The sequence below is a fragment of the Bacteroidota bacterium genome (genome assembly GCA_018692315.1).
Classification (GTDB): Bacteria; Bacteroidota; Bacteroidia; order Bacteroidales; family JABHKC01; genus JABHKC01.
In genome coordinates this window covers 17,080-39,694 of sequence record JABHKC010000248.1, presented here as the reverse complement: position 1 = coordinate 39,694, position 22,615 = coordinate 17,080, and the positions used below count along the sequence as shown (strand labels likewise).

The window sequence follows — 22,615 nt, the reverse complement described above, 5'->3', positions numbered from 1 at the left end:
ACCATCGTCATGCAAAAAGTATTATCCGCATTTGTAAAATTCCCCTTTTACGGGAAAATGTTTATTGTGATACTCCTGCTTATTGGTGGTGTATCAATAATGAATATGCGAAAGGCAACTTTCCCGATAGTTGAATCTACCACCTTACAGGTCAGTGTTAGTTATCCTGGCGCTACACCAAAAGAGATGGAAGAAGGGGTTGCCACACTAATCGAAAATGCAATTAGAGGCATTCCTGGCATAAAGGAGTTTTCATCGAAATCGATGGAAAACATAGCTCAGGTTACAATTGACGCAAACAGCAATTACGACATGGACGAATTGTTAAGCGATGTGAAAAATGCTGTTGACGGAATCTCAAACTTTCCTGCCGATGCAGAAAAACCGGTTGTAGCCAAATTGAGAAGGAAAGATCTGGCTGTTTTTCTGAACCTGATTTCAGAAAACGACGATTTGCATGAACTAAATAAAGAGGCCAATCGTATTGAAGACGATTTTAATGCAACAGGGTTTATTTCACAAATTACCATTTCAGGGATACCAAAAAACATGGAGCTGGTAGTTGAAATAGACGACGATCAGTTACGCAGATACAATCTCGATTTAAGTACAATAAAAAATGCTATCTCATCCAACAACCTCGATATTCATGGTGGCACAATCCGTAGTCAACGCGAAGAGATTAAAATTGTTTGCCGTCAACGTACAGTTCAACCCAAAGAAATAAAAAAAATTATTGTTGGTGCAAATCAATCAGGGAAGCTACTTACCATTGGCGACATTGCCGATGTAAGACTGACTTTTGAGGAAACACCAAACAGTAGTTATGTTAACGGGCGACAGTGTGCTTCTATTCAGATACAAAAATTAGCTAACGAAGATCTGGAGCAAATCTCAGAATATGTTCATGAATATATAAACACGTACAACGCAACTCACGAAAATACTTCACTTACTGCTTCACACGATTTTCTTGAAAATATAAATAGCCAGTTATCAACACTATTAAACAGTGGCTTGTTAGGAATCCTACTCATTATACTAATGCTATCTTTATTCCTGAACTTCCGCTTATCTATTTGGGTGGCCTGGGGAATCCCCGCTTCATTTCTAGGAATGTTTATTTGTGCAAGTCTTTCAGGAGTTACACTGAACCTGATTTCCCTTTTTGGAATGATTCTTATTATCGGAATTTTGGTTGACGATGGAGTAGTTATAGGCGAAAATATTTTCACCCACTACGAAAAAGGAAAATCGCCCAGAAGGGCTGCCATTGACGGCACAATGGAAGTATTGCCTGCCGTTTTCACATCAGTACTAACCACCATGATTGCATTTACGCCACTGTTTTTTGTTGAAGGACAATTAAAAATGATGTACGAAATGGCGTTCGTGGTTATTGCTATTCTGATCTTTTCTTTGGTGGAAGCCATTTTTGTATTACCTGGTCACCTTGCTAGCCCGAAGGTTTTACAACCACTCAAAAAAAAGTCGATTTATGGTAAAATCAGGAATGTAACTGAAAAATTGATTCTTAAACTTCGCGATAAACTCTATCTGCCCTTTGTAAACATTCTGGTACGAAATAAAGCCATCAGCCTTTCAGTAGTTACAGCATCAATAATAATAACAGTAGGTTTATTTATGAGTGGGAAAATCTCTTTTGTTTTTTTTCCGGGGCAACCCATTGAAATGTTTAATGTGGATTTAGCTTTAAAACCTGGTGCCAACGAAGAGTTGACCAAAGAGAAACTCTTCTTTATCGAGCAGCAAATTTGGGAAGCTAACAATGAGTTGGCCGAGGAATATGGCGATACCATGTCGTACATCGCATCTACTGATGTTACTATGGGAAATTCGTTTAGCGGAACAGAAAATGGAACAAATTCGGGTATGATTAGTGTTTTTCTCAATCCTATGAAAGAAGCAAGTATTAATGATGACATCTTGAAACAACGCATTATTGAAAAAACAAATAATATACCTGAAGCCTATAAATATGCTGTTGGGGCATCGAACAGATTCGGTGCACCGGTTTCATATAGTCTTTTGGGTTACGATCCAGATGAACTCGAAAATACAAAGGTTGCATTCGAATCGGAATTAGGGAAAATTTCTTCACTTTATAATATTACAAATAACAGTCAGCTGGGGGGCCAGGAGGTAAGAATTACTTTAAAACCAGAGGCATATATTAAAGGATTTACTAATTCATCGGTAATGCAACAGGTCCGGAATGGATTTTATGGGGGGCTTGCCCAACGAATGCAGGAAGGCAAAGATGAAATATGGCTTTATGTTCGTTACCCAAAAAATAATCGGGAAACAATTGGGCAACTTGAGAAAATGTTGATTTCGAACCAGCAGGGCTCTTACCCTCTAGAAAGTATAGCAAAGGTAACATTCGACCGTAGCTTGAATACCATTAACCGCTACAACGGGCGGCGAGAAATTAGGGTTGATGCTTACATGCGAGACCAGAGCGAAAATGTAACACCTATTTTAAATGAAGTTGAAGATGTTATTATTCCAAAGTTGAAAAATAGTTTCCCACAGGTAAATTTCGAAATACAAGGACAGCAAAAAGATAGTGCCGAGCAAATGGGTAGTATGATTACCTATTTTAGTATCGCCTTTCTTATTATCGTTTTAATTATCATGATTTACTTTAAATCCTTTATTCAGGGTTTATTGGTTTTAATTATGATTCCTTTAGGTGTTGTGGGGGCAGTTTGGGGGCATGCCATTCATGGTCATCCGGTTTCGATGATGAGTCTATGGGGGTTTATTGGGTTATCAGGAACCATTATTAACGACGCTATTGTGTTTCTATCCAAATACAATCAAAGCTTGATAAAAGGACAGAAGGTGATGGATGCTGTACTTGAAGCCGGCAAACAACGATTCCGCCCCATATTCCTGACATCGGTAACAACCACAGCAGGGCTAATGCCTCTCATTTTATCCAATAGTCCTGATGCGCAGCTTCTAATTCCAATGGCTATTGCTCTTGCTTATGGGATTTTGTTTGGTACAATTTTCATCCTGATAATTCTTCCGGTTGTAACACTTATTGCTAACAACCTCCAGATTGGAGTAAAAAGACTTATGGGTAATAAAGATATAACTCCTGAAATGGTTGAGGTGGCAGTAATCAACCATCAAATCGAAGAGAAACTTAATAAAGCGATGGGCAAGGACTTTGAAGTATAGCAGTTTAAAAAGTCTCTATCTATCGAAGAATAACATTCAAACAAAGGTATCTACTATGAAGAAAATAATTCTAATACTATTTGTATTAATATCGACAACTGCATTTCCGCAATCCGATACGCTATCATTAACAAAAGCAATCGCAACAGCCTTGGAACATAATTTTGGCATTCAGATTCAAAAGAAGTCTGTTGATATTAGTAAACTTAATAATACCTGGGGAAATGCGGGTGCACTGCCAACTGTTTCTTTTCAAGGTAGCGCTTCCGAATCTTGGAATTATTATGAAGATGACGATTCTCAAACTTCCTTGCAAAATGCGACATTAAAATTAGACTGGGTTGTTTTTAGAGGCTATGGTGCCCGAATTCAAAAATCAAGATTTAACGAAATTCAAAACTTGTCTGAAACAACTTTGGCATTAATTACCGAGAATACCATTGTAAGCGTGAGCCTGGCCTATTATCGGGTATTGCTAATGTTGGAAAACATGAAATCGGCGAAGGAAAATATGAAACTCTCCGAAGACCGCCTAAACAAAGAAAATTTGAAAAAAGAAATTGGAACTTCGAAAAGCTATGATTTATTGCAATCCCAAAATGCCTGGCTTGAAGATAAATCCAATTACCTATCAGCAAAATCAAATTATAACAATTCCATTCGACAAATGAATTTTATTATGGCCTCTCCACTGGAAGACAAATACATTTTTATCGAGGAGTTTTCTGCTGATATATTCCCATTTGAAAAGGATGTTTTGATGACAAAGTTAATTTCTAATAACTCAAACTTACGAAATCAATACATCAATCTCAAAATTGCTAAATTGGATGTAAAATCAGCAAAAATTTCTTTTTACCCAAGCATAACAGCAGGTGTAAATACAGCTTACAGCAACAGTGTTACCGAGTATTCTACTAATACAAATTTGAATCAGGATTTAAATGGAATATCTGCTGGTCTTTCAGCAGGAATCTCATATACATTATTTAATGGAGGCCAGCGAAAGAAGGCATTGCAAACCGCTAAAATTGAAGAAGAAATATGCTTTGTGGAAACAAAACAAATGGAGGATGAACTGAAAAACCAGCTTGCCCAGGAATTTGAAATATATGAGGTGAGGAAAGAGTTACTGTTAGTAGCTTCAGAGACTGTTAAGGCTACAGAATTAAACTTGAATATCTCTACACAGAAATATGAATCAGGAGTAATAAATTCCTTTAACTTTCGAGATGTGCAGCTTGCCTACATGATGTCGGTTTGGAATTATCACAATGCAATTTACAATGTATTGGAAAGTCACAATAGCCTGCTACAATTAACAGGAGGTATTATCGAGAAGTTATAAACTCAGATAATGAACAGTCCAAATAATACCCTTTAAATAAGAAAGATTACAAAATGAATTATGTACTAATTAAATAATAAAGATGATGAAAAGAATATCAATTTTGGCAATCCTGCTAGTTGGAATAGCATTCTCTCAGAAAATGATTGCACAGAATGAAAAATCAAATAATCATAAGATTCCGAAATATTCTGGATGCGTAAATGATTATGAAGAAATTTTTGATAAAGGAGAGGTCGAAGAGCTCAAGATCTTGATAAATAAGCACAAGCAAAAGACAACAAATGAAATAGCAATTGTTTCAACCAAGTCATTCAAACCTTTTGATTCTTTGGACGATTATGCCAAAGAACTGGCAAACTTCTGGAATAAGAATAATAGGAATTTTGACAATGGAGTTATCATAGTGTTTGGCAGGAAGCTTAGGAAAATAGAGATTTATATAGGTTCAGGGCTAAAAGGTATATTAACCGATGAAGAAAAGAAAAAAATAATTAACGAAATAATTCTACCTGAGTTTAGAAGTCGGGATATCCACAAAGGAATAAAAAATGGACTCGTCGAAATAATAAAAGAATTGGAAAAATAGCTATGTTATCAGTCATTTATCAATTGACCTTTTTCATTAAATAAAAACTATCCACCAGATTACAAATAACATTAATACTTGGTTTGAATATTATTCTCATTTGGTTTTGAATCTATCGATTAAAAAGGATTATTTATTTTCATAAATCTCATATTGTATGGAAAAATTGCATTTCAGGTTATGAGAATATATCTGCTTGTTTTCCTGATTTTAATAACTGCCTTTAGATGCCATTGTCAAATAGTTGAAGGAAAAATAACTGATCAACAAGGACGACCAATTTCAAATGCTGCTTTGTATTGTGCGGATTCTTCATTATGCAACATGACAAATAGTGAAGGTGATTATCAACTAAAACTCAAACCAGGAAAGTATAATTTCACAATTCATTGTTATGGATATATAACAAAAGAGTTGGAATTGGAATGTTTAGAAAATCCGAAACACGTAGATATTGTTCTGTGCAAGCGAGAATATAGTTTTCATTATGAAAGATCAAATGAGGGTAATCAAGAAGCAGGATATACAATTATCCAGAAAGCTATCGCCATGGGTTCTTACTATATAAACCAGCTTGCTGAATTTGATTGTAAGATCTATCTCAAGGTAAATGGCAATGAAACTTCCGAATCGAGTTTCATTAGAAAGTCAAGGGGGAAAAAAACAAATCACTTTGTATATGAGAAAATTATTGACTTTCATTGTGAACTTCCTGAAACAGTAGCCCAAAATACTATATCGTTTCTTGGTTCTGAGGAAAAAAATGACCGCTTACCTCTGGATTATATTACAACTCCACTCTACAAAGAAATTCATGGAGCAATCTCACCTTTAAATCGAGATGCAAATACGTACTATAAATTTCAACATATATCTTCATTCTTAGATAGGAGATATTTGGTGTATAAAATTAAAGTAATTCCATATCAAGAAGGTTGTAATCTTTATTCCGGATTCCTATATATAGTAGATGGGTTGTGGTGTTTGTATGGTGTCGAACTTCAGATACAGCAAAACTCTCGAACAATTACTATAAATCAAATTTATGCCCCGGTTAAAAATGAAGTATGGATGCCTATAAGTCATAATTATAGTTTTGAAAATCAAAAAATAGGCAAAAAGCTTTCTCATACTTGTTCGGTTGCATTCTTCGAATATCAGATAAAAGTCAAATCCAATCTGATGATTAATCCTGATAGAAATTTCAATTTTATCAAGAAAGAAAACACCGATCTAGATAAAGGAATTGAATTCTCTGAAATTCATCAATTTCTTCAGAAAAATATTTTGGCAAAATCGGAATCAAAGAAACTTTCAAAACTTATCAGGGCATCTGTCGAACAATCAAATAATAAAAAAAAGTTAGAAATTGAACAATTTAAACATACTAATGATAGTGCCAAAATAAGAACCTATAAATACTGGAATTCTATTAGACCAATGGGTTTGACCGACCATGAGATTAGAATTCACAAGAAAGGATTATTAAATACTAGAATTGATGCAGAGGAAAGCAATCGACTTAAAAGGAAAACAAAGACATTCAGATGGAGTAAAGTATTAGTTGGCGGTAATTTTAGTTTTGATAAAGAGAAACATCAGTTTCTATATGGTGGTATCTTTGATCCAATACATATCGACTACAATACAACTGAGAAAATTAAATATGGTAATGAGTTTACATATTCATATTACAAGATGAATGGAAAACACTTTCAAATAAACTATGATATTGATTACTCATTTGGAAGGCAGCAAATGACTCATGATATCGGAGTGAAGTTCAGGTACAATGGTCTAAAGCGAGGGAATTTATTCATGTCAGGTGGCACAATAACTTCTGATTTTGATTCGAGTACAGGAATTCCTAAGAATCTAAATCTAATAACTACAGTATTTCTAAATGAGGATTATCTTAAAGCATATCAAAAGGATTATATCGAAATTGCACATAGAATCGATCTTATTAATGGTTTAGATTTTTTGATTAATCTTGAGTATGCTAAACGAAAAAAAATAATGGATCTGGCCAAGATATATATTGATTATTATACATCAGATACTTCTTCAATAGCTACCATAGAGGATTCTCCTGTTGGAGATCACAATGGGTTTAACATCAGGTTGCGACTTAGGTATACGCCGGAATACTACTACAAGGTTGAAAAGGGTACTAAAATTTATTTACATTCAAACTACCCTACCTTTACTCTTAATTATTATAAGGGAGTAAAAAATATTTTTTGCAGTAATGTTAACTTCGACAGGATTGAAACATCCATTTTACAAAACATTCAAATTCGAAAAATCGGTCTTCTGCACTATGAATTAATTGGAGGAAATTTCATAAATATAAATAAGGTGTACTTTGCCGATTATAAACGTTTCGGTACTAATACGCCTTTTGTTATGGGTACTTCACCTGGAAATATATTTCGTTTACTTGAATATTATGAATACAGTACCATAGATAAATATGTAGAGACACATATTAAACTTACGAATTTTCGAATATTACTTAAACGATTACCGGTCTTGAATAGAAGGTTAATGAACGAAAATCTATACTTCAGCAGTCTTCATACAGTAGATAGAATGCCCTATTATGAGGTAGGGTATGGTCTTAATAAAATATTCAATTTGTTTAACTTGGAAGCTTTTGTAGGTTTTATTGGTAAGACACACAAATATACCGGTGTCAAATTGGGAGTTCCGTTTATTGAGAGAAAAGGGGTTACTGTAACGAAAAATATGTAAAATTTCCCAACTTGTCTAATTATATTGATAGAAAGAATTCCAATTTTCAATACAATTTAGCAAGTTAAGAAAACAATAGAATTGTCTGATTAGACAAAATGCCTCTCATTCAGAGGTTTTTAACTATGAGTACCCAGAGTCTGGGTCGTTCCGATAGACCAGAAATTCATTTATTATCGAACCGGCAGGAGCTTGCATTCACTGGTGTTTGAGACCATCGCGTCTACCATCCCGATAGCTATTGGGACCGCCATCTTTTCTATACTTCTGAATAAGTTTATTCGAAATCTCGGGATATTTCTTAAGATTATAAATGTATTTCTTACTTTTCATTTTTTTATGTGAACCTCAATACTCCTGGCTTGCGAATAATCCAAACCATCATTCTTATAAAAAAGAATCCAATCGTCGACTTTAACCGAAAAACAGTTTTGATATTTTTTTGAACGATGTTCCTCAAATCATTCGCTAAAATCTTTACAACTAACAATATAATAAGAATCTATAATTCTTGAATAGAGACTATAAACTGTTGCAATAGTTTATGAATTTACTTGGTGCAAAAAAAGCAACCATCAGGTTGCTCTTTTTATTTGTACCCAGGGCCGGGGTCGAACCGGCACGAACTTGCGTTCACTGGTGTTTGAGACCAGCGCGTCTACCAATTCCGCCACCTGGGCTATTAAATTTTGCGATGCAAATATATATATTTGAAATTAGGCTACAAAAAAATATTTCATTTATTTCTGGCTGATGATGTGTGAATTTTACTTTGCAAGGTCTTTAGTTTCTAAAGCTATAAATTTCTTTTAGGGGTTTTAGCTTTTGTTCAAAATCAATATTTAAATCAATTATTTTTCCTGATTGAATATCGAAAACCCAAGCATGAATTTGGATATTTCTTAGTTCAAATTCTTTTTGAACTACATGAGTTTTTAACAGATTAATACACTGTTCTTCAACATTTAATTCTACAAGTCTTTTATATCTTTCCTCACTATTTGAAATTTCGGTTAATTCCCTGGTATGCAAACGATAAACATCTTTGACATTTTGCAACCAAGGATTTAATTTTTCTAAATCGCTGGCTTCCATTGCAGCTTTTACTCCTCCACATCCGTAGTGCCCACAAACGATTATATGTTTTATTTTCAATCGATTTATTGCATAATTTATCACAGCCATTTGGTTTAAGTCTATGCTTACAACCAAATTGGCAATATTACGATGAACAAATGTGTCGCCGGGCTTCAATCCAGCGAATTCTTCAGGTGAAACTCTGCTATCTGAACAACCAATATATAAAAATTCCGGATTTTGACCTTTGGATAATTTTTTGAAATAGTCCGAGTCTAATTGCAATTTCTCATTAATCCAATCTTCATTATTTTTGAACAAACTTAGGTAATTCATTTTGACTTATATTATTAAACCTGAAAACTTGTATTTGAAAATTTAAAAATTATTCTGCTTTCAATATTTCCACGGCTTTAAGAACAGTTTTGTCTTCTTCATTAATAATCGGATAGAAACCTATATCATTAAAAATATTTCTGGCAATAAAGGCAGAGATTCTTGTATTGATCAATTTTTCTGACATTTTAATATCTTTTTTGGTGCCCGAAACTGATTTTTCTTTAGCAAAAGCAAGAAATATTTGGAAGATATTTTCTTTTTCGAGATGGAAAATCAAATCCGACAAACCTGATAATTCCGAAAGTACATGCCTGTTATCGTCAACATATTTAAATGCAAATTGATACATTAAACCTTTGTTAATTAGTTTGGTAAAATATGGTGATAATCTAATTGTATCCATTGAGACAAAATTATCTGGCATAATACCTCCGCCACCATACACAACTTTTCCTTTCGGAGTATAATATTTCAAAGAATCGGGCAATTGAATACTATCGGCTTGCGAAAATTCACCATTATCGTACCTATTATTTATATCATGATAATAATCGGAATTTCCATTTTCGTAAGATTTTTGAATACACCTGCCTGTTGGGGTGTAATATCGTGCAATTGTGAGACGTAGTGCCGAACCATCATGAAAAATAGTTTGTTCCTGAACCAATCCTTTACCATAAGACCTGCGACCAATAATAGTTCCTCTATCGTTGTCTTGAATTGCACCTGCCAGAATTTCGCTTGCAGAAGCCGAAAATTCATCAATCAGTATTGTCAATTCAGTATTTAAACAAAGTCCGGAGGATGTAGAAAATGATTTATTTTTTGGCCTTGCTTTTCCTTGAGTATAAACAATTAGTTTATTAGAATTTAGAAATTGATCGGCAATATTAATTGCTGCATTCATATACCCTCCGCTATTGTTTCGCAAATCAAGTATTAGTTTTTTTAATCCCGCGCTTTGCAATTCCTCTATAGCACTAATAAACTCATCGAATGTAGTTCTTGAAAATTTACTGATTTTTATGTATCCGATATCCTCAGAAACCATATATGCAACATCAACGCTGTAAAGTGGAATTTTGTCGCGTGTTACAACGAAATTTATGACTTCTTTGTTTTGCTTTCTTTTTATACCTAATTTAACTTTTGTTCCCTGTTTGCCTCTAAGCATTTTCATAACAGAATTGTTGGTAATTCCTGTACCAGCTATCAACGAGTCGTCAACATAAACAATTCGGTCGCCTGCCAAAATTCCAACCTTTTCGGATGGCCCTTTCGGAATAGGATTAACCACAAAAACTGTATCTCTCTGAATATTAAATTGAATCCCAATTCCATCGAAATTCCCTTCTAATGGTTCGTTTGTTCTTTTCAAATCTCTTGCAGGAATATAAATCGAATGTGGGTCTAATTCTGCAAGCATATCCGGGATTATTTTTTCTACTAATTCCGATTTCGAAACTGAATCGACATACTCTTCTTCAATATAGTTCAAAATGGTATTGAATTTATTTGGCTCGGGATGTATAAAAAACTTTTTATCGTAATTATTGTTTTGCAATTTACTTCCTAACAATATTCCTATTATTAAAACTAATGCAAGAATAATAGGCATTATTATTACCCATTTTTTGTTTGTACTGTCCATATATTGTTTTTAAAAGTCGGCAAACTTAGAAAAAAATTAACAAAAACTTTTGATAGAAAATACTTTGTAAATTATCGACTATTTCTAACTAATAACAAAATTTACCTACCAAAGGCTTTTACTCAGGATTTTAAATTGTATCCTTCCAATTGTTGTTTAACGATTTTTGCAATATATTTTCCTATTACATCAAATTCTAAATTGACAACCGTTCCTACTTGAAATTGATGAAAATTGGTTACATCGTATGTAAATGGAATTATTGCTACCTGAAAGGTTTTTTCTTTAGAATTTACAACAGTTAGACTAACACCGTTTACTGATATTGAACCTTTTTCTACAGTAATATTTCCCAAATTAGAATCATATTCGAAGGTAAAATACCAACTTCCATCGGCTTCCTCAACTTTTTTACATACGGCAGTTTGATCAACATGACCTTGAACAAGATGACCATCGAGCAAACTCTCAATTTTCATACTTCGTTCGAGATTTACTTTGTCGCCAATTTTTAAAAGTCCGAGATTCGATTTTATTAAAGTCTCTTGAATGGCTGTAACCGTGTAGGTTTTATCGTTCCTTTTTACAACTGTTAAACAAACTCCATTGTGAGAAATGCTTTGATCAATTTTTAGATCATCAACAAAAGAGCACTCCATAGTAATATGCAAGTTTTCTTTATCTTTTTTTATTTCTACAACTTTGGCTGCTTCTTCTACTATTCCTGAAAACATATCTAATCTATTTTTTTGATAATTATAATTTTACAAAAGTAAATATTTTATTTAGCAAACTCACTGAAATTGAATTGCCAAATTGAAAAATGAAATGCTGTAAATCGCCCTTATTTTCAACGTATTAGAATTTGCCGACTAATTTTCAACACTTTAGAGAGAAAAAATAAATAATCAACTATTTAAAACTTTGTTTAATAATTAATTAAGCTATTATTGTTAATAAATAATTAAGTATTTTATTTTATATCTCATTACTTTCGCATAAAAATGGAATGTTAAGTTGTATATCGTAGAAAGCTATAACTTTCAGCAGATTAGAATTTTGGGTAAATCTTAATAGATTTATTACCTCAGCTCAAATTTCATACTTTAATTTCAAGATAAATATATTGTTAATTTGAAAATTACTTGCACCAATGTTTATAGAAGAACTGATAAATGAGAAAAATACTAAAATGAAAACTTATACTTTCGATGAGGCATACAATGAGTCATTAAAATATTTTAAAGGCGATGAGTTAGCAGCCAAAGTCTGGGTAAATAAATATGCTCTAAAAGACTCAGCCGGGAATATATTTGAAAGTAATCCGGACGATATGCACAAACGTCTCGCAAAAGAAATATACAGAATTGAGAAAAAGTACCCATTTCCATTATCAGAAGAAAATATATATGCAGTCCTGAAAAACTTTAAATATATAGTTCCGCAAGGTGGACCCATGACAGGGATTGGCAACAAGAACCAAATAGCTTCATTGTCGAATTGTTTTGTGATTGGCGATTGTAATCCTGCCGATTCCTACGGCGGAATTTTAAAAATCGACCAGGAACAAGTACAATTGATGAAACGCAGAGGTGGAGTAGGCCACGATTTGTCACATATCAGGCCAAACGGAAGCACAGTATTAAACAGTGCTTTAACTTCTACAGGCATTGTTCCATTCATGGAACGATATTCAAATTCGACCAGAGAAGTTGCCCAGGACGGAAGACGCGGAGCACTTATGCTAAGTGTATCAGTGAAACACCCTGACGTAGAAGATTTTATTGATGCAAAGATTGAAAAGAATAAAGTTACCGGTGCAAATATTTCAGTAAAACTAAACGATGAATTCATTGAAGCGGCATTGAACAATACAAATTATAAGCTGCAATATCCGGTTGATGCAAAAAATCCCAGCCATACAAAAACCATCGAAGCAAAAAAACTTTGGGATAAGATTATTCAGAATGCATGGCAATCGGCCGAACCAGGAATTTTGTTTTGGGATACAATAATTAAGGAGTCAATTCCAGATTGTTATTCCGATGAAGGATACAAAACAGTTTCGACGAATCCTTGCGGTGAAATCCCGCTATGTCCTTACGATAGTTGCCGACTTCTGGCCTTAAATTTATATAGCTATGTCGATAATCCTTTTACAAAAGATGCCAAATTTAATTTTCAATTATTCAAAGATCATATTACTTATTCGCAAAGAATAATGGACGATATTATCGATCTGGAATTAGAAAAAATTGATGCTATTTTAGATAAAATTAATGGTGATACTGAAGACGACGAAATAAAACGAACTGAAAGAAAACTCTGGGAAAACATAAGAGAAAAAGCTGTAAAAGGACGGAGAATGGGTATAGGCATTACAGCCGAGGGCGATATGTTAGCAGCATTAGGGCTTCAGTACGGTAGCGAAAATTCTATCGATTTTGCAATCGAAGTTCAAAAAACTTTAGCTATGGAAGCTTACAGGTCATCGGTAAATTTGGCAAAAGACAGAGGTGCATTTGCAATATTCAATAGTGAGAAAGAAAAAAACAATCCTTTCATTAACAGACTGAAAGAGGCAGACAATCAATTATATGAAGACATGCTGCAATTTGGACGTAGAAATATTGCTCTGCTAACTATTGCACCAACAGGTACTACAAGCATAATGACGCAAACTACTTCAGGAATAGAACCAATATTTCAACCATCTTATAAAAGAAGGAGGAAAGTAAATCCAAACGATCAAAATGTAAATATTATTTTTACTGATGAAAAGGGAGATAGCTGGGAAGAATACAATGTATTTCATCATAAATTTGTAAAATGGTTAGAGGTAAAGAATTATGAAATTGATAAAGTCATGAATTTGCCTGACGATGAATTAAACACCATTATTGAAAAATCGCCATACTATAAGTCTTCATCGCAAGATATTGATTGGGTGAATAAAGTGAAAATGCAAGGAGGAATTCAAAAATGGGTTGACCATTCGATAAGTGTAACTGTGAATTTACCTAAGGAAACAAGCAAAGAAGTTATTGCCAATGTTTTTGAAACAGCATGGAAATGCGGTTGCAAAGGAATAACTGTTTATCGGGAAGGTTCGAGAGATGGAATACTAATTTCTAAAGAAAAAAAGACCGAAGAAAAATTTGAATACACAAGACGGCCAAAAGAACTCGAAGCCGAAGTTATTAGATTTAAAAATAATAAAGAAAGCTGGGTCGCATTTGTCGGACTAATTGATGAAAAACCCTACGAAATTTTCACTGGTTTGTCAAATGAAGATTCTTTGCTGATTCCAAAAAGTGTTACAAAAGGAAAAATCATTAAAATCAAAAATGCTATAAAAGGAAAATCCAGATATGATTTCAAATATACTGACAAATTTGGCTATGAAAACACACTCGGAGGTTTGTCGCATATGTTTAATCAGGAATATTGGAATTATGCAAAATTAATTTCAAGTGTTCTTCGACATGGTATGCAAATTCAGCATGTGGTAGATCTTATATCTTCGCTTGAATTAGACAGCCAGTCGATAAATACATGGAAAAATGGAGTCGAACGAGCCCTGAAAAAATATATCCCAAATGGAATTGTACCAAAAAAAGGAACAAAATGCGAAAACTGTGGTTCCGAATTTCTTAGATATCAGGAGGGTTGCCTAATTTGCACAGCTTGTGGTACGTCTAAGTGTGGGTAAATTATTAACAATTTTCTTGCCCCATAGAATTTATAATATTTTCAGAGAATATAAAATACCTTCCAACTGACGAAGATAATTACGTTTATTAAACTTTGGAGCATACACATAGGCATCGATTGTGATTACTCTATTTCGTTTTTTATCAAGAGTGGAAAAACTAATAAATGGACCGCCCATAAAATCATTCTCGACTCGCCACAAGCCACGAATTTCGGCAACATAATTTTCATTCACAGTTTTTTCCTCAAAATTATTGGAAAAGATTCGATCTGTTGTCATATATGAATTTTTGCTCGGTCCCGGCACAAACTTTTTACAAAACTCATCTCTTTTATTCAATAGAAAATTTAATGAAAAATTATTTTCCTCTTCATACTTGTATGAATAAATCAATATTCCCTGACTGATGTCAGAAGTTTCGTGGGTTATCCATGCAAAATTTGCAGTATCAACATCAAATTCATAACCTTTTGGAATTGTGAGAGATATATTATGTCGTTTTTTTAAGCGTGAACTTATTCCTTGTTCTTCATATTTTCTATAATTATGAATAATTCTTTGGCGCTCAGCTTGTAGTACACGATCCGTAATTGTCTTTTCATATTCTTTCAACAGTTTCATTAAGGAGATTTCATCGGGAGCCTCAATTTTTATTACAATTTGAGGGTAAGCCCAGACATCATTTTTAATACTGATTTTTGCTTCGCTAATATCATTTGAAATATTCGAAAAAATAATATTTCTATGAGTTTGAAATATTTTTGAAAATGAAGCCGGTGTAATCTGAACTAAATCGAACATCGGTTCATCCTGAGGCAAACCAACTTGTTCTTGCTGTAGAATATTTCTATACTTTTCGCCTATTTCCGACTCCCAGCTACCCTTGGCAATTATTAAAACAACCTCGCCGGCTTTTCCAGTAACACTCGACATCAACGATTTGCTTTGGTTTTGGCAGGATGTCAAGATTACAAAAACAAATATTAAAGCAATTTGTATTTTTTTCATATTAAATTATTTTTTCGTTACAACGAATTATTTTTTGGTTTATTGGAAAAATGCGAATTAGATACCAGAAATTATAGGCAAAATAAATATCACTTTCAATAGTGAATTCTAAAATCAGCTTTAAGTTAAATAAAATGTTAATCATTCAAAAACCATATTCTGTCAGTCATTTCATATAGTTTTAATAAATAGTAGAAATTCAAAAACCAGAATCAATCTGTTTGTCACACTATTTATTACGTTTGTCAATAATATTATGAGTTTTGTTGAAAATCCTGCAACAAATAAGAATCTACTCGTTAATATATCTGGTAAAAAAAGGTAGATAAAACAGAAAAATTTTTGGTAGATTTTTTTCATAGTTTTAAATGGAGAACTTTAGTTCTCCATTTTTTCTTTTAAACCTAATTCATTCCCTTTTTCCAGCATAAAATTGTAGGCTTCGTTAAAGTTGTTTTGAATAATTCCATCAAGAATAGCATCCTTTATAGAATTTTTTATAATCCCAATTTCTCGCGAAGGTTTCAAATCAAAAGCTCTTATAATATCCTCGCCACTAATTGGAGGTTGAAAATTACGGATTGCATCCTTCTCCTCAATTTCTTTAAGCTTTTTTCTGACATGATTAAAATTCTGCAAATATTTTTTTACCTTACTATCGTTTTTAGAAGTTATATCTGCTTCACAAAGTGTCATCAGATCGTCAATGTCGTTGCCAGCATCGAACAAAAGCCGGCGAATGGCAGAATCCGTTACAACATCTTCTACCAGCGCAATTGGACGCAGATGCAACAAAACTAATTTTTTAACATATTTCATTTTTTCATTAAGTGGAAGTTTCAAGCTTTTGAAAATTTGAGCTACCATTTTAGAACCAATAAAATCGTGCGCATGAAATGTCCAACCCTGATGTTCTACAAATTGTTTTGTCTGAGGTTTAGCAATATCGTGCAAAATTGCTGACCATCGTAGCCACAAATTATTTGAATTTTGGCTAATTCTGTCTAAAACTTGTATTGTATGAAGAAAATTATCTTTATGCTTTTTCCCATTTTTTTCTTCAACACCTTTCAATTTTTCCATTTCCGGAAAAACTATTTTTAATAATCCCGATTCATCAAGAAGTCTGAAACCTATTGAAGGTTTTTCTGACAGAATAATCTTGTTTAGCTCATCAATAATTCTTTCGAAGGAAACAATTTTAATTCGTTCAGCATTTTCGGCAATGCCTTTAAAAGTTTCTTCTTCAATAGAAAATTTGAGTTGCGTAGCAAATCTTATTGCACGCATCATTCGTAAAGGATCATCGGAAAAAGTAGATGCCGGCTGCAAAGGTGTTCTAATAATTTTCTTTTCAATATCGGCAACACCCGCAAAAGGATCAATTAACTTTCCAAAAGTTCCAGGATTCAAACTAATAGCTAAAGCGTTGATAGTGAAATCTCTCCTGTTTTGGTCGTCTTCGAGAGTTCCAATTTCTACTTTCGGATTTCGCGATTCGAAATTATAGGATTCTTTCCTGGCTCCAACAAATTCTATATCGTAATTCTCCATCGATATCATTGCTGTTCCATAATTTTTAAAGATATTGACATTTGAGATTCCAAGCTTTTTTGCTAACTTTTTAGCCAGTTCTATTCCGCTCCCAACCGTAACAATATCAATGTCTTTCGACTTTCTTTTAAGGAAAATATCCCGAACAAATCCACCTATTACATAGGCCTCTATTTTGTTTGTTTTTACAATTTCTGCCAAAATTGTAAAAACATTATCATTTAAATACTTCTTCATATGTACATATGACAATATGTTGTTATAAAGATGACAAAATTACAATAAATTGAAAAAATACTGAAGAAACTCACGATTTTATACTTTGGTATTTGTTTTGATTAAGGCAGCAAGATTTTAAATAATGAATTTGTAATTTTAATAAATAAAACGATGGCATTAGAACATTTAACAAAAGAAACATTTAAAGAAAAGGTATTTAATTTTGAAGAAAATAAAGATTGGAAATTTGAAGGCGAAGTCCCTTGTGTAATTGATTTTTACGCAGATTGGTGTGGACCTTGCAAAATGGTAGCTCCTGTTCTCGAAGAATTACAAGAAGAATATGGAACAACGCTTAATATATTTAAGGTGAATACTGAAGTAGAAAGAGAATTAGCCGGGATGTTTGGGATTCAAAGTATTCCTTCAATTCTTTTTGTGCCAAAAGAAGGCCAGCCTCAAATGGCACAGGGAGCATTACCAAAAGATTCATTCAAAAAAGCTTTTGCTGAAGTTTTGAAAGTTATTGAGCCAAGTCTAAATTAGTAATTGGATTTGTAGAAATGATTTACAAATATTAGCCTGAACTAATTTTGCAAGTATCAGAAGGTACTTATGGAAATCAGGAAAATGCATACAAAATTCTATCTATTAATTTCTGATTTCCTTTTTTTAGCTACACGCACATTTTATAACATTGTAAATTTAATAACATGAAAAAGACAATAATTATCATATTGATTGCAACATTTTGGTTATCAGCTTGCTCGCAAACAAACAGCGATGAAAAAGTGCAAACAAAAAAAATAGCACAAACAGAAACAGCAATTAAAGCCAAAAAGGAAACAAATACCGAAACAAAAATTGAACATCTAACAAGCAAAACTTTCAAAGAGAAAGTTTTCGATTATGAAAAAAACGAGGAATGGATCTACAAAGGAGAAGTTCCTGCAATAATTGATTTTTATGCAGATTGGTGTAAGCCATGCAAAATGGTTGCTCCTACCCTTGCTCAAATAAATAAAGACTACGATGGCAAACTAAAAGTGTATAAAGTTGATGTTCAGCACGAAAAAGAATTGGCAAGCGTATTTCAAACTTCAAGTATTCCGGCATTTTTATTCATTCCTGCCAAAGGAAAACCGCAGATGGCAAAGGGGCTAATGTCTCGCGAAAAATTCGATGAGATAATTATTGACTTCTTGAAGGTAAATTTATAATATCGAATTGTCTTTTAAAACTCTTCAGCATAGTTCAATGAACTTAGTTTGTAGATAATGTAATTGAAAGCTTGAAAGCAAAATTGTCTGCTATTTTGTCGAACGAGTAATATCCGTAACGATAAAAGACAGCGGCTCCGAAACCCAAATATGCGATGTCGAAATAATTGAGTTTTATCAAATTATCAATTTGGATTCCCGATTCGAAATATCCATTTTCTTTTGTATCGAACTCAACAAGACTATGAAATTCGGGATTCGACAAATATCCTAATCCATAATTTTGGTGTAGCGAAAGTTGCGGCTTGAAATTGCTGGTTTTGAACAATAAAGAGCCAAAATTGTGAGAAAAGTAAAAATTCAAATATTTGTCGGATAAAAACTCGTTTGGTCTAATAGTTTGGAATGAATTTTTGACCAAAACAGGAAGATCTTTACTGAAACTACCTTCAGCCGAAAAGAGCAAACCAAATGGTATGGTTCTGTCGATGAATCCACTTTCAAATCTCAAATATGTTTTTCCAATGTTTTTTGAAACAATAGTTTTTTCGATTGCAATTTCCAATTTATTGTAATCGAATTCACTTCTTAAAACATCTTTAATCCCTTTAGTATATGTCAGATATAATATTGGAAATTTTGTCCCCATACTAATCCTTTGCTTAAAAGAATTTACAATTTTTTCTCTGAAAGCATATCGCAAATTAATTGTCAAATCGCTTATATTATAATTGCTTAAGTAAGAATTTGAGTCAATTCCAAATCCATAGTCATATTGCGGTTGAAATTCTTTTATTCCAAATGAAATGCGAATTTTAGCAAATCTTAGTGCCCTAAAACTCAGCGAAATACTTTCTTGAATTTTTCTATCCATTTTCACAGAAAGATAATCGCGAACATTATAATACAATGAGTTATAATATTTATAACCCAATTCGCCAGACTCTGATAATGTATTTTCGTATTTTGCACGAAACTCAAATTCATTTTTTCTGTCGATGTTCCAAATTAATTCTCCTCCATATTTCCATTGATGGTCTTTGGTTCCATAACCAAAAAATCCTCCGATCGAAAAATTATTAAATAGTTTTTCATTGGTATAAGCTCCAATTCCTAATCTGTAGCCCTCGAATTTATTGTAAACAAATGTTTTTTGAATATCAATATCAATAAGTGAAATCGGAATTTTATTGAATGAAATTTTCTCAATGAAAGCCAACATTGCATCAAATTTGTTTTCTTTTCCAACACTATCGATTGTATGATAAGTAATTAGCTCACGCTCATTTAAAGGAAAAACCCTATGATTATTCCAAAAGATAGTATCCCTTTGATTTGCCTTTTCGTGCAAACTAAGCGATTCCACAGATAAATTTTTAAGTTGAATTTCCGCAAAAAGCTCTACATTTTTGATATAACTTTTTCCTCGTGCCATGGTTCCAACTTTTTTGCTTGGATAGTTTTTTATTAGCATATCAAAATTTAACTGCTCGGGAAACCAATATTCGCCATCAATTAGCTTATATTTTTGCTGAATTTTAATATTAATTAGCCCCTTTTCGAATGGCTCTGCTTTGATATTCTGAATTGCAAATTTTTTCGAATTGACATATAATAATCCGGTTAGAGCTTCAAAATTTTTATTTGGAAGTGGTTTGAAAGAAATAACAAAACAAGTGTCAATATTCTGAATAAGAGTATCTTCAATAGAAAAATAGTATTTTTTTAGACTTCCAACAGAAATTGGATTTAAATAACTAATATCTAAAATTTCTATTAAACTTTTGTAAAATGAAAATGGCTGAAAATCGGTTGCGAGAGTAGCAAAACTCGGATGTTTAAATCCTGAGACTTTTGTTCCGGTGATAATTTCTTCGTTTCTGTCAGGTTTTAAATATTTTCTTTCTGAAACAGATTCCATTATCAAAAAATAGCCACCTCGTAGAAATTTATTAAGATTTATCTTCAAGCTATCATTTTGCTTTGCATCATTCACAACAAAATCGAAAGTGGTTTTATTGTAGGATGAATATTTAAAAGAAGAAATATTTTCAGGATTGTTTAGTTTTCTGTTTTTTATAGCATTTCTGATAATCCTATTCGCAGGATTCTCACCGGCTTTCACCACAATTTCATCAATCTGAAAATTACTTTTCTCTAATTTAAAAACTAGAAGTTTCTTCAGATTTTTATTTTTTAAATCAATTGTTAGTTTTTTGTATCCAACATAACTTAAAGTGATGGTATCTATTTTTTCTTTCAGAGAAATCGAAAATAATCCATCAATATCAGAACTTGTGCCAAATTGCGGATTATTGTTTGCAATGATATTTACGAATGCCAAAGTTTCTTCTGTATCTAAATCGACAATTTTTCCTTGAACCGAATTTTGGCAAAATAGATTACTGAATGAAGAAATAATCATTAGCACAATGAAAATAATTATATTCGTTTGTTTTACAGCCATATACGAAAATACTAATTTCAATTTCATTGGAAACGAAACTTTTGTAGATTTGTTCTAAATTTTATTGTACAAACATGAATATATTTCAATAATATTAGACAGAACCATATGAAGTTGAACAGAAAAAAGCAAGTTCCAATTGCTACCAACAACAAAATCAATTTTATTAAACCAGACAGAATTACATTAGACAACAACATTCCATTGTATGCTTTCAATGCTGGCATTCAAGATGTTATTAAGATAGATTTTATTTTTAATGCAGGAGTTTGGTATCAAGAAAAAAATTTGGTTTCGTCAGCTACAATTTCAATGCTAAATGAAGGCACTAAAAATTTAAGTTCTTTTCAAATCGCCGAAAAACTTGATTACTATGGTGCCTATTTGACCTATAATGTTGAGCACGACAAAGCTATAGTTACTTTATATTCCTTATCAAAATACATGGAGGAAACTCTAAATATTTTTGCTGATATTATTTTGAATCCAATTTTTCCAGCAAATGAATTTGAAATTTATCTAAAAAAACGAAAGCAATCTTTTATTGTAGAAAACTCAAAGGCTAAAAGTCTGGCTCATAAAAAATTTCAGGAAGTAATTTTCAGCGAAAATTGTCCATACGGTAGAAAAACTGTTGTTGAAGATTTTGACAATTTGGAACTACAACAAATTCGTGAATTTTACGGACAACATTATAATTCTAAAAATTGTGATATTATTATTTCCGGCAAATTCGATAAAAATATTTTATCTCTGCTTAACAAATTGTTTGGGCAGAGTTCGTGGGACAAAACCGTAATGCCGGTAGAAAAGAACGTTTCAATAAATTCATCGCTCGAAAAAAAACATTTCGTCCTAAAAGAAAATTCAATTCAATCTGCCATTCGCATTGGGAAATTGTGCATTAACGAACAACATATAGATTTTCAATCTATGAAAATTTTGAATGTACTTTTTGGTGGATATTTTGGATCGAGACTGATGAAAAATATTCGCGAAGAAAAGGGATATACATATGGAATTGGCTCTGTTTTAGTTCCATTACAAAATTCTGGATTTTTTGTAATTGTTGCCGAAACTGCTACTGAATATTGCAAGAAGGCTGTAAACGAAATATATTTTGAGATTGAAAAACTGAAGCAAGATTTGGTTAAGCCAAACGAACTTGACACTGTAAAAAACTATATCCTCGGCGATTTGATGCGTAATTTCGATGGTGCTTTTGCCTTGGCAGACAGCTATAGGTTAATACTTGATTTTAAACTAAATAGCAATTATTACGAGAAATATGTTGAACAAATAAAATCTATCACACCATTAGAACTTAATAAAATTGCTACAAAATATCTTGTTGCAGATAAAATGTATGAGGTGATTGTTGGTAATCGTTATTGAGATTTTTGCAAATTTTAGGATAAGATGTTAGAAGTTTCACTCAAAGGCATTGCTAAGAAATAA

At 32.6% G+C, this 22,615-nt stretch carries 14 protein-coding genes and 1 tRNA gene; 8 read left to right on the top strand and 7 right to left on the bottom strand.

All coding sequences use genetic code 11. The features are described from left to right. Positions 1-9 precede the first annotated feature (9 nt). The 4 genes from HN894_18090 (at position 10) to HN894_18075 (ending at position 7,907) form a co-directional block, all read left to right on the top strand. A complete protein-coding gene (locus HN894_18090) occupies positions 10-3,213 on the top strand; it encodes an efflux RND transporter permease subunit (GenBank protein ID MBT7145237.1) in 3,204 nt (1,067 codons plus the stop codon). Positions 3,214-3,268: 55 nt separating this feature from the next. Continuing rightward, positions 3,269-4,561: a TolC family protein gene (locus HN894_18085; GenBank protein MBT7145236.1), complete on the top strand. Its 1,293-nt coding sequence runs from the start codon at positions 3,269-3,271 to the stop codon at positions 4,559-4,561. Positions 4,562-4,643: 82 nt separating this feature from the next. After that, positions 4,644-5,150: a TPM domain-containing protein gene (locus HN894_18080; protein MBT7145235.1), complete on the top strand. Its 507-nt coding sequence runs from the start codon at positions 4,644-4,646 to the stop codon at positions 5,148-5,150. Positions 5,151-5,330: 180 nt separating this feature from the next. Further along, positions 5,331-7,907 carry a carboxypeptidase regulatory-like domain-containing protein gene (locus tag HN894_18075; protein ID MBT7145234.1) on the top strand — a complete coding sequence of 859 codons (2,577 nt, stop codon included), beginning with the start codon at positions 5,331-5,333 and terminating at the stop codon, positions 7,905-7,907. A gap of 596 nt (positions 7,908-8,503) precedes the next feature. Here HN894_18075 and HN894_18070 read toward each other — a convergent pair. The 4 genes from HN894_18070 to HN894_18055 all read right to left on the bottom strand — a co-directional run bounded on the left by HN894_18070 (position 8,504) and on the right by HN894_18055 (position 11,708). Beyond that, positions 8,504-8,587 (bottom strand) — tRNA-Leu (locus tag HN894_18070). A gap of 103 nt (positions 8,588-8,690) precedes the next feature. Next, the gene (locus HN894_18065; protein MBT7145233.1) at positions 8,691-9,320 is read right to left on the bottom strand and encodes a carbonic anhydrase; all 630 of its coding nucleotides are present in this window, start codon (positions 9,318-9,320) and stop codon (positions 8,691-8,693) included. A gap of 49 nt (positions 9,321-9,369) precedes the next feature. Continuing rightward, complete coding sequence (locus tag HN894_18060; GenBank protein ID MBT7145232.1) at positions 9,370-10,974, bottom strand: S41 family peptidase; 1,605 nt, start codon at positions 10,972-10,974, stop codon at positions 9,370-9,372. A 122-nt stretch (positions 10,975-11,096) separates the two neighbouring features. After that, a complete protein-coding gene (locus HN894_18055) occupies positions 11,097-11,708 on the bottom strand; it encodes a riboflavin synthase (GenBank protein MBT7145231.1) in 612 nt (203 codons plus the stop codon). Between the two features lie 419 nt (positions 11,709-12,127). Here HN894_18055 and HN894_18050 point away from each other — a divergent pair, with 419 nt between their 5' ends. Next, entirely contained in the window at positions 12,128-14,686 is a 2,559-nt protein-coding gene (locus HN894_18050) for an adenosylcobalamin-dependent ribonucleoside-diphosphate reductase (protein ID MBT7145230.1), read from the top strand. 30 nt (positions 14,687-14,716) lie between these two features. Here HN894_18050 and HN894_18045 read toward each other — a convergent pair whose 3' ends face one another. Next, entirely contained in the window at positions 14,717-15,697 is a 981-nt protein-coding gene (locus tag HN894_18045) for a DUF4837 family protein (GenBank protein ID MBT7145229.1), read from the bottom strand. Positions 15,698-16,075: 378 nt separating this feature from the next. Continuing rightward, a complete protein-coding gene (locus HN894_18040; protein MBT7145228.1) occupies positions 16,076-17,488 on the bottom strand; it encodes an HD domain-containing protein in 1,413 nt (470 codons plus the stop codon). A 153-nt stretch (positions 17,489-17,641) separates the two neighbouring features. Here HN894_18040 and trxA point away from each other — a divergent pair, with 153 nt between their 5' ends. Both trxA and HN894_18030 read left to right on the top strand, forming a co-directional pair. Next, entirely contained in the window at positions 17,642-18,016 is a 375-nt protein-coding gene (gene trxA, locus HN894_18035; protein MBT7145227.1) for a thioredoxin, read from the top strand. 167 nt (positions 18,017-18,183) lie between these two features. Beyond that, complete coding sequence (locus tag HN894_18030; protein ID MBT7145226.1) at positions 18,184-18,690, top strand: redoxin domain-containing protein; 507 nt, start codon at positions 18,184-18,186, stop codon at positions 18,688-18,690. A gap of 43 nt (positions 18,691-18,733) precedes the next feature. Here the strand turns inward: HN894_18030 and HN894_18025 are convergent, their stop codons facing one another. Beyond that, positions 18,734-21,184 carry a hypothetical protein gene (locus HN894_18025; GenBank protein ID MBT7145225.1) on the bottom strand — a complete coding sequence of 817 codons (2,451 nt, stop codon included), beginning with the start codon at positions 21,182-21,184 and terminating at the stop codon, positions 18,734-18,736. Between the two features lie 81 nt (positions 21,185-21,265). On the opposite strand from HN894_18025, the gene HN894_18020 reads away from it, so the two are divergent. Next, on the top strand, positions 21,266-22,552 hold the full coding sequence (locus HN894_18020; protein ID MBT7145224.1) for an insulinase family protein: 1,287 nt from the start codon (positions 21,266-21,268) through the stop codon (positions 22,550-22,552). Positions 22,553-22,615: the final 63 nt, after the last annotated feature.

Coding starts and splice junctions, on each gene's coding strand:
- HN894_18090 (MBT7145237.1), top strand. CDS start 10: ATGCAAAAAGTATTATCCGCATTTGTAAAATTCCCCTTTTACGGGAAA.
- HN894_18085 (MBT7145236.1), top strand. CDS start 3,269: ATGAAGAAAATAATTCTAATACTATTTGTATTAATATCGACAACTGCA.
- HN894_18080 (MBT7145235.1), top strand. CDS start 4,644: ATGATGAAAAGAATATCAATTTTGGCAATCCTGCTAGTTGGAATAGCA.
- HN894_18075 (MBT7145234.1), top strand. CDS start 5,331: ATGAGAATATATCTGCTTGTTTTCCTGATTTTAATAACTGCCTTTAGA.
- HN894_18065 (MBT7145233.1), bottom strand. CDS start 9,320: ATGAATTACCTAAGTTTGTTCAAAAATAATGAAGATTGGATTAATGAG.
- HN894_18060 (MBT7145232.1), bottom strand. CDS start 10,974: ATGGACAGTACAAACAAAAAATGGGTAATAATAATGCCTATTATTCTT.
- HN894_18055 (MBT7145231.1), bottom strand. CDS start 11,708: ATGTTTTCAGGAATAGTAGAAGAAGCAGCCAAAGTTGTAGAAATAAAA.
- HN894_18050 (MBT7145230.1), top strand. CDS start 12,128: ATGTTTATAGAAGAACTGATAAATGAGAAAAATACTAAAATGAAAACT.
- HN894_18045 (MBT7145229.1), bottom strand. CDS start 15,697: ATGAAAAAAATACAAATTGCTTTAATATTTGTTTTTGTAATCTTGACA.
- HN894_18040 (MBT7145228.1), bottom strand. CDS start 17,488: ATGAAGAAGTATTTAAATGATAATGTTTTTACAATTTTGGCAGAAATT.
- trxA (MBT7145227.1), top strand. CDS start 17,642: ATGGCATTAGAACATTTAACAAAAGAAACATTTAAAGAAAAGGTATTT.
- HN894_18030 (MBT7145226.1), top strand. CDS start 18,184: ATGAAAAAGACAATAATTATCATATTGATTGCAACATTTTGGTTATCA.
- HN894_18025 (MBT7145225.1), bottom strand. CDS start 21,184: ATGAAATTGAAATTAGTATTTTCGTATATGGCTGTAAAACAAACGAAT.
- HN894_18020 (MBT7145224.1), top strand. CDS start 21,266: ATGAAGTTGAACAGAAAAAAGCAAGTTCCAATTGCTACCAACAACAAA.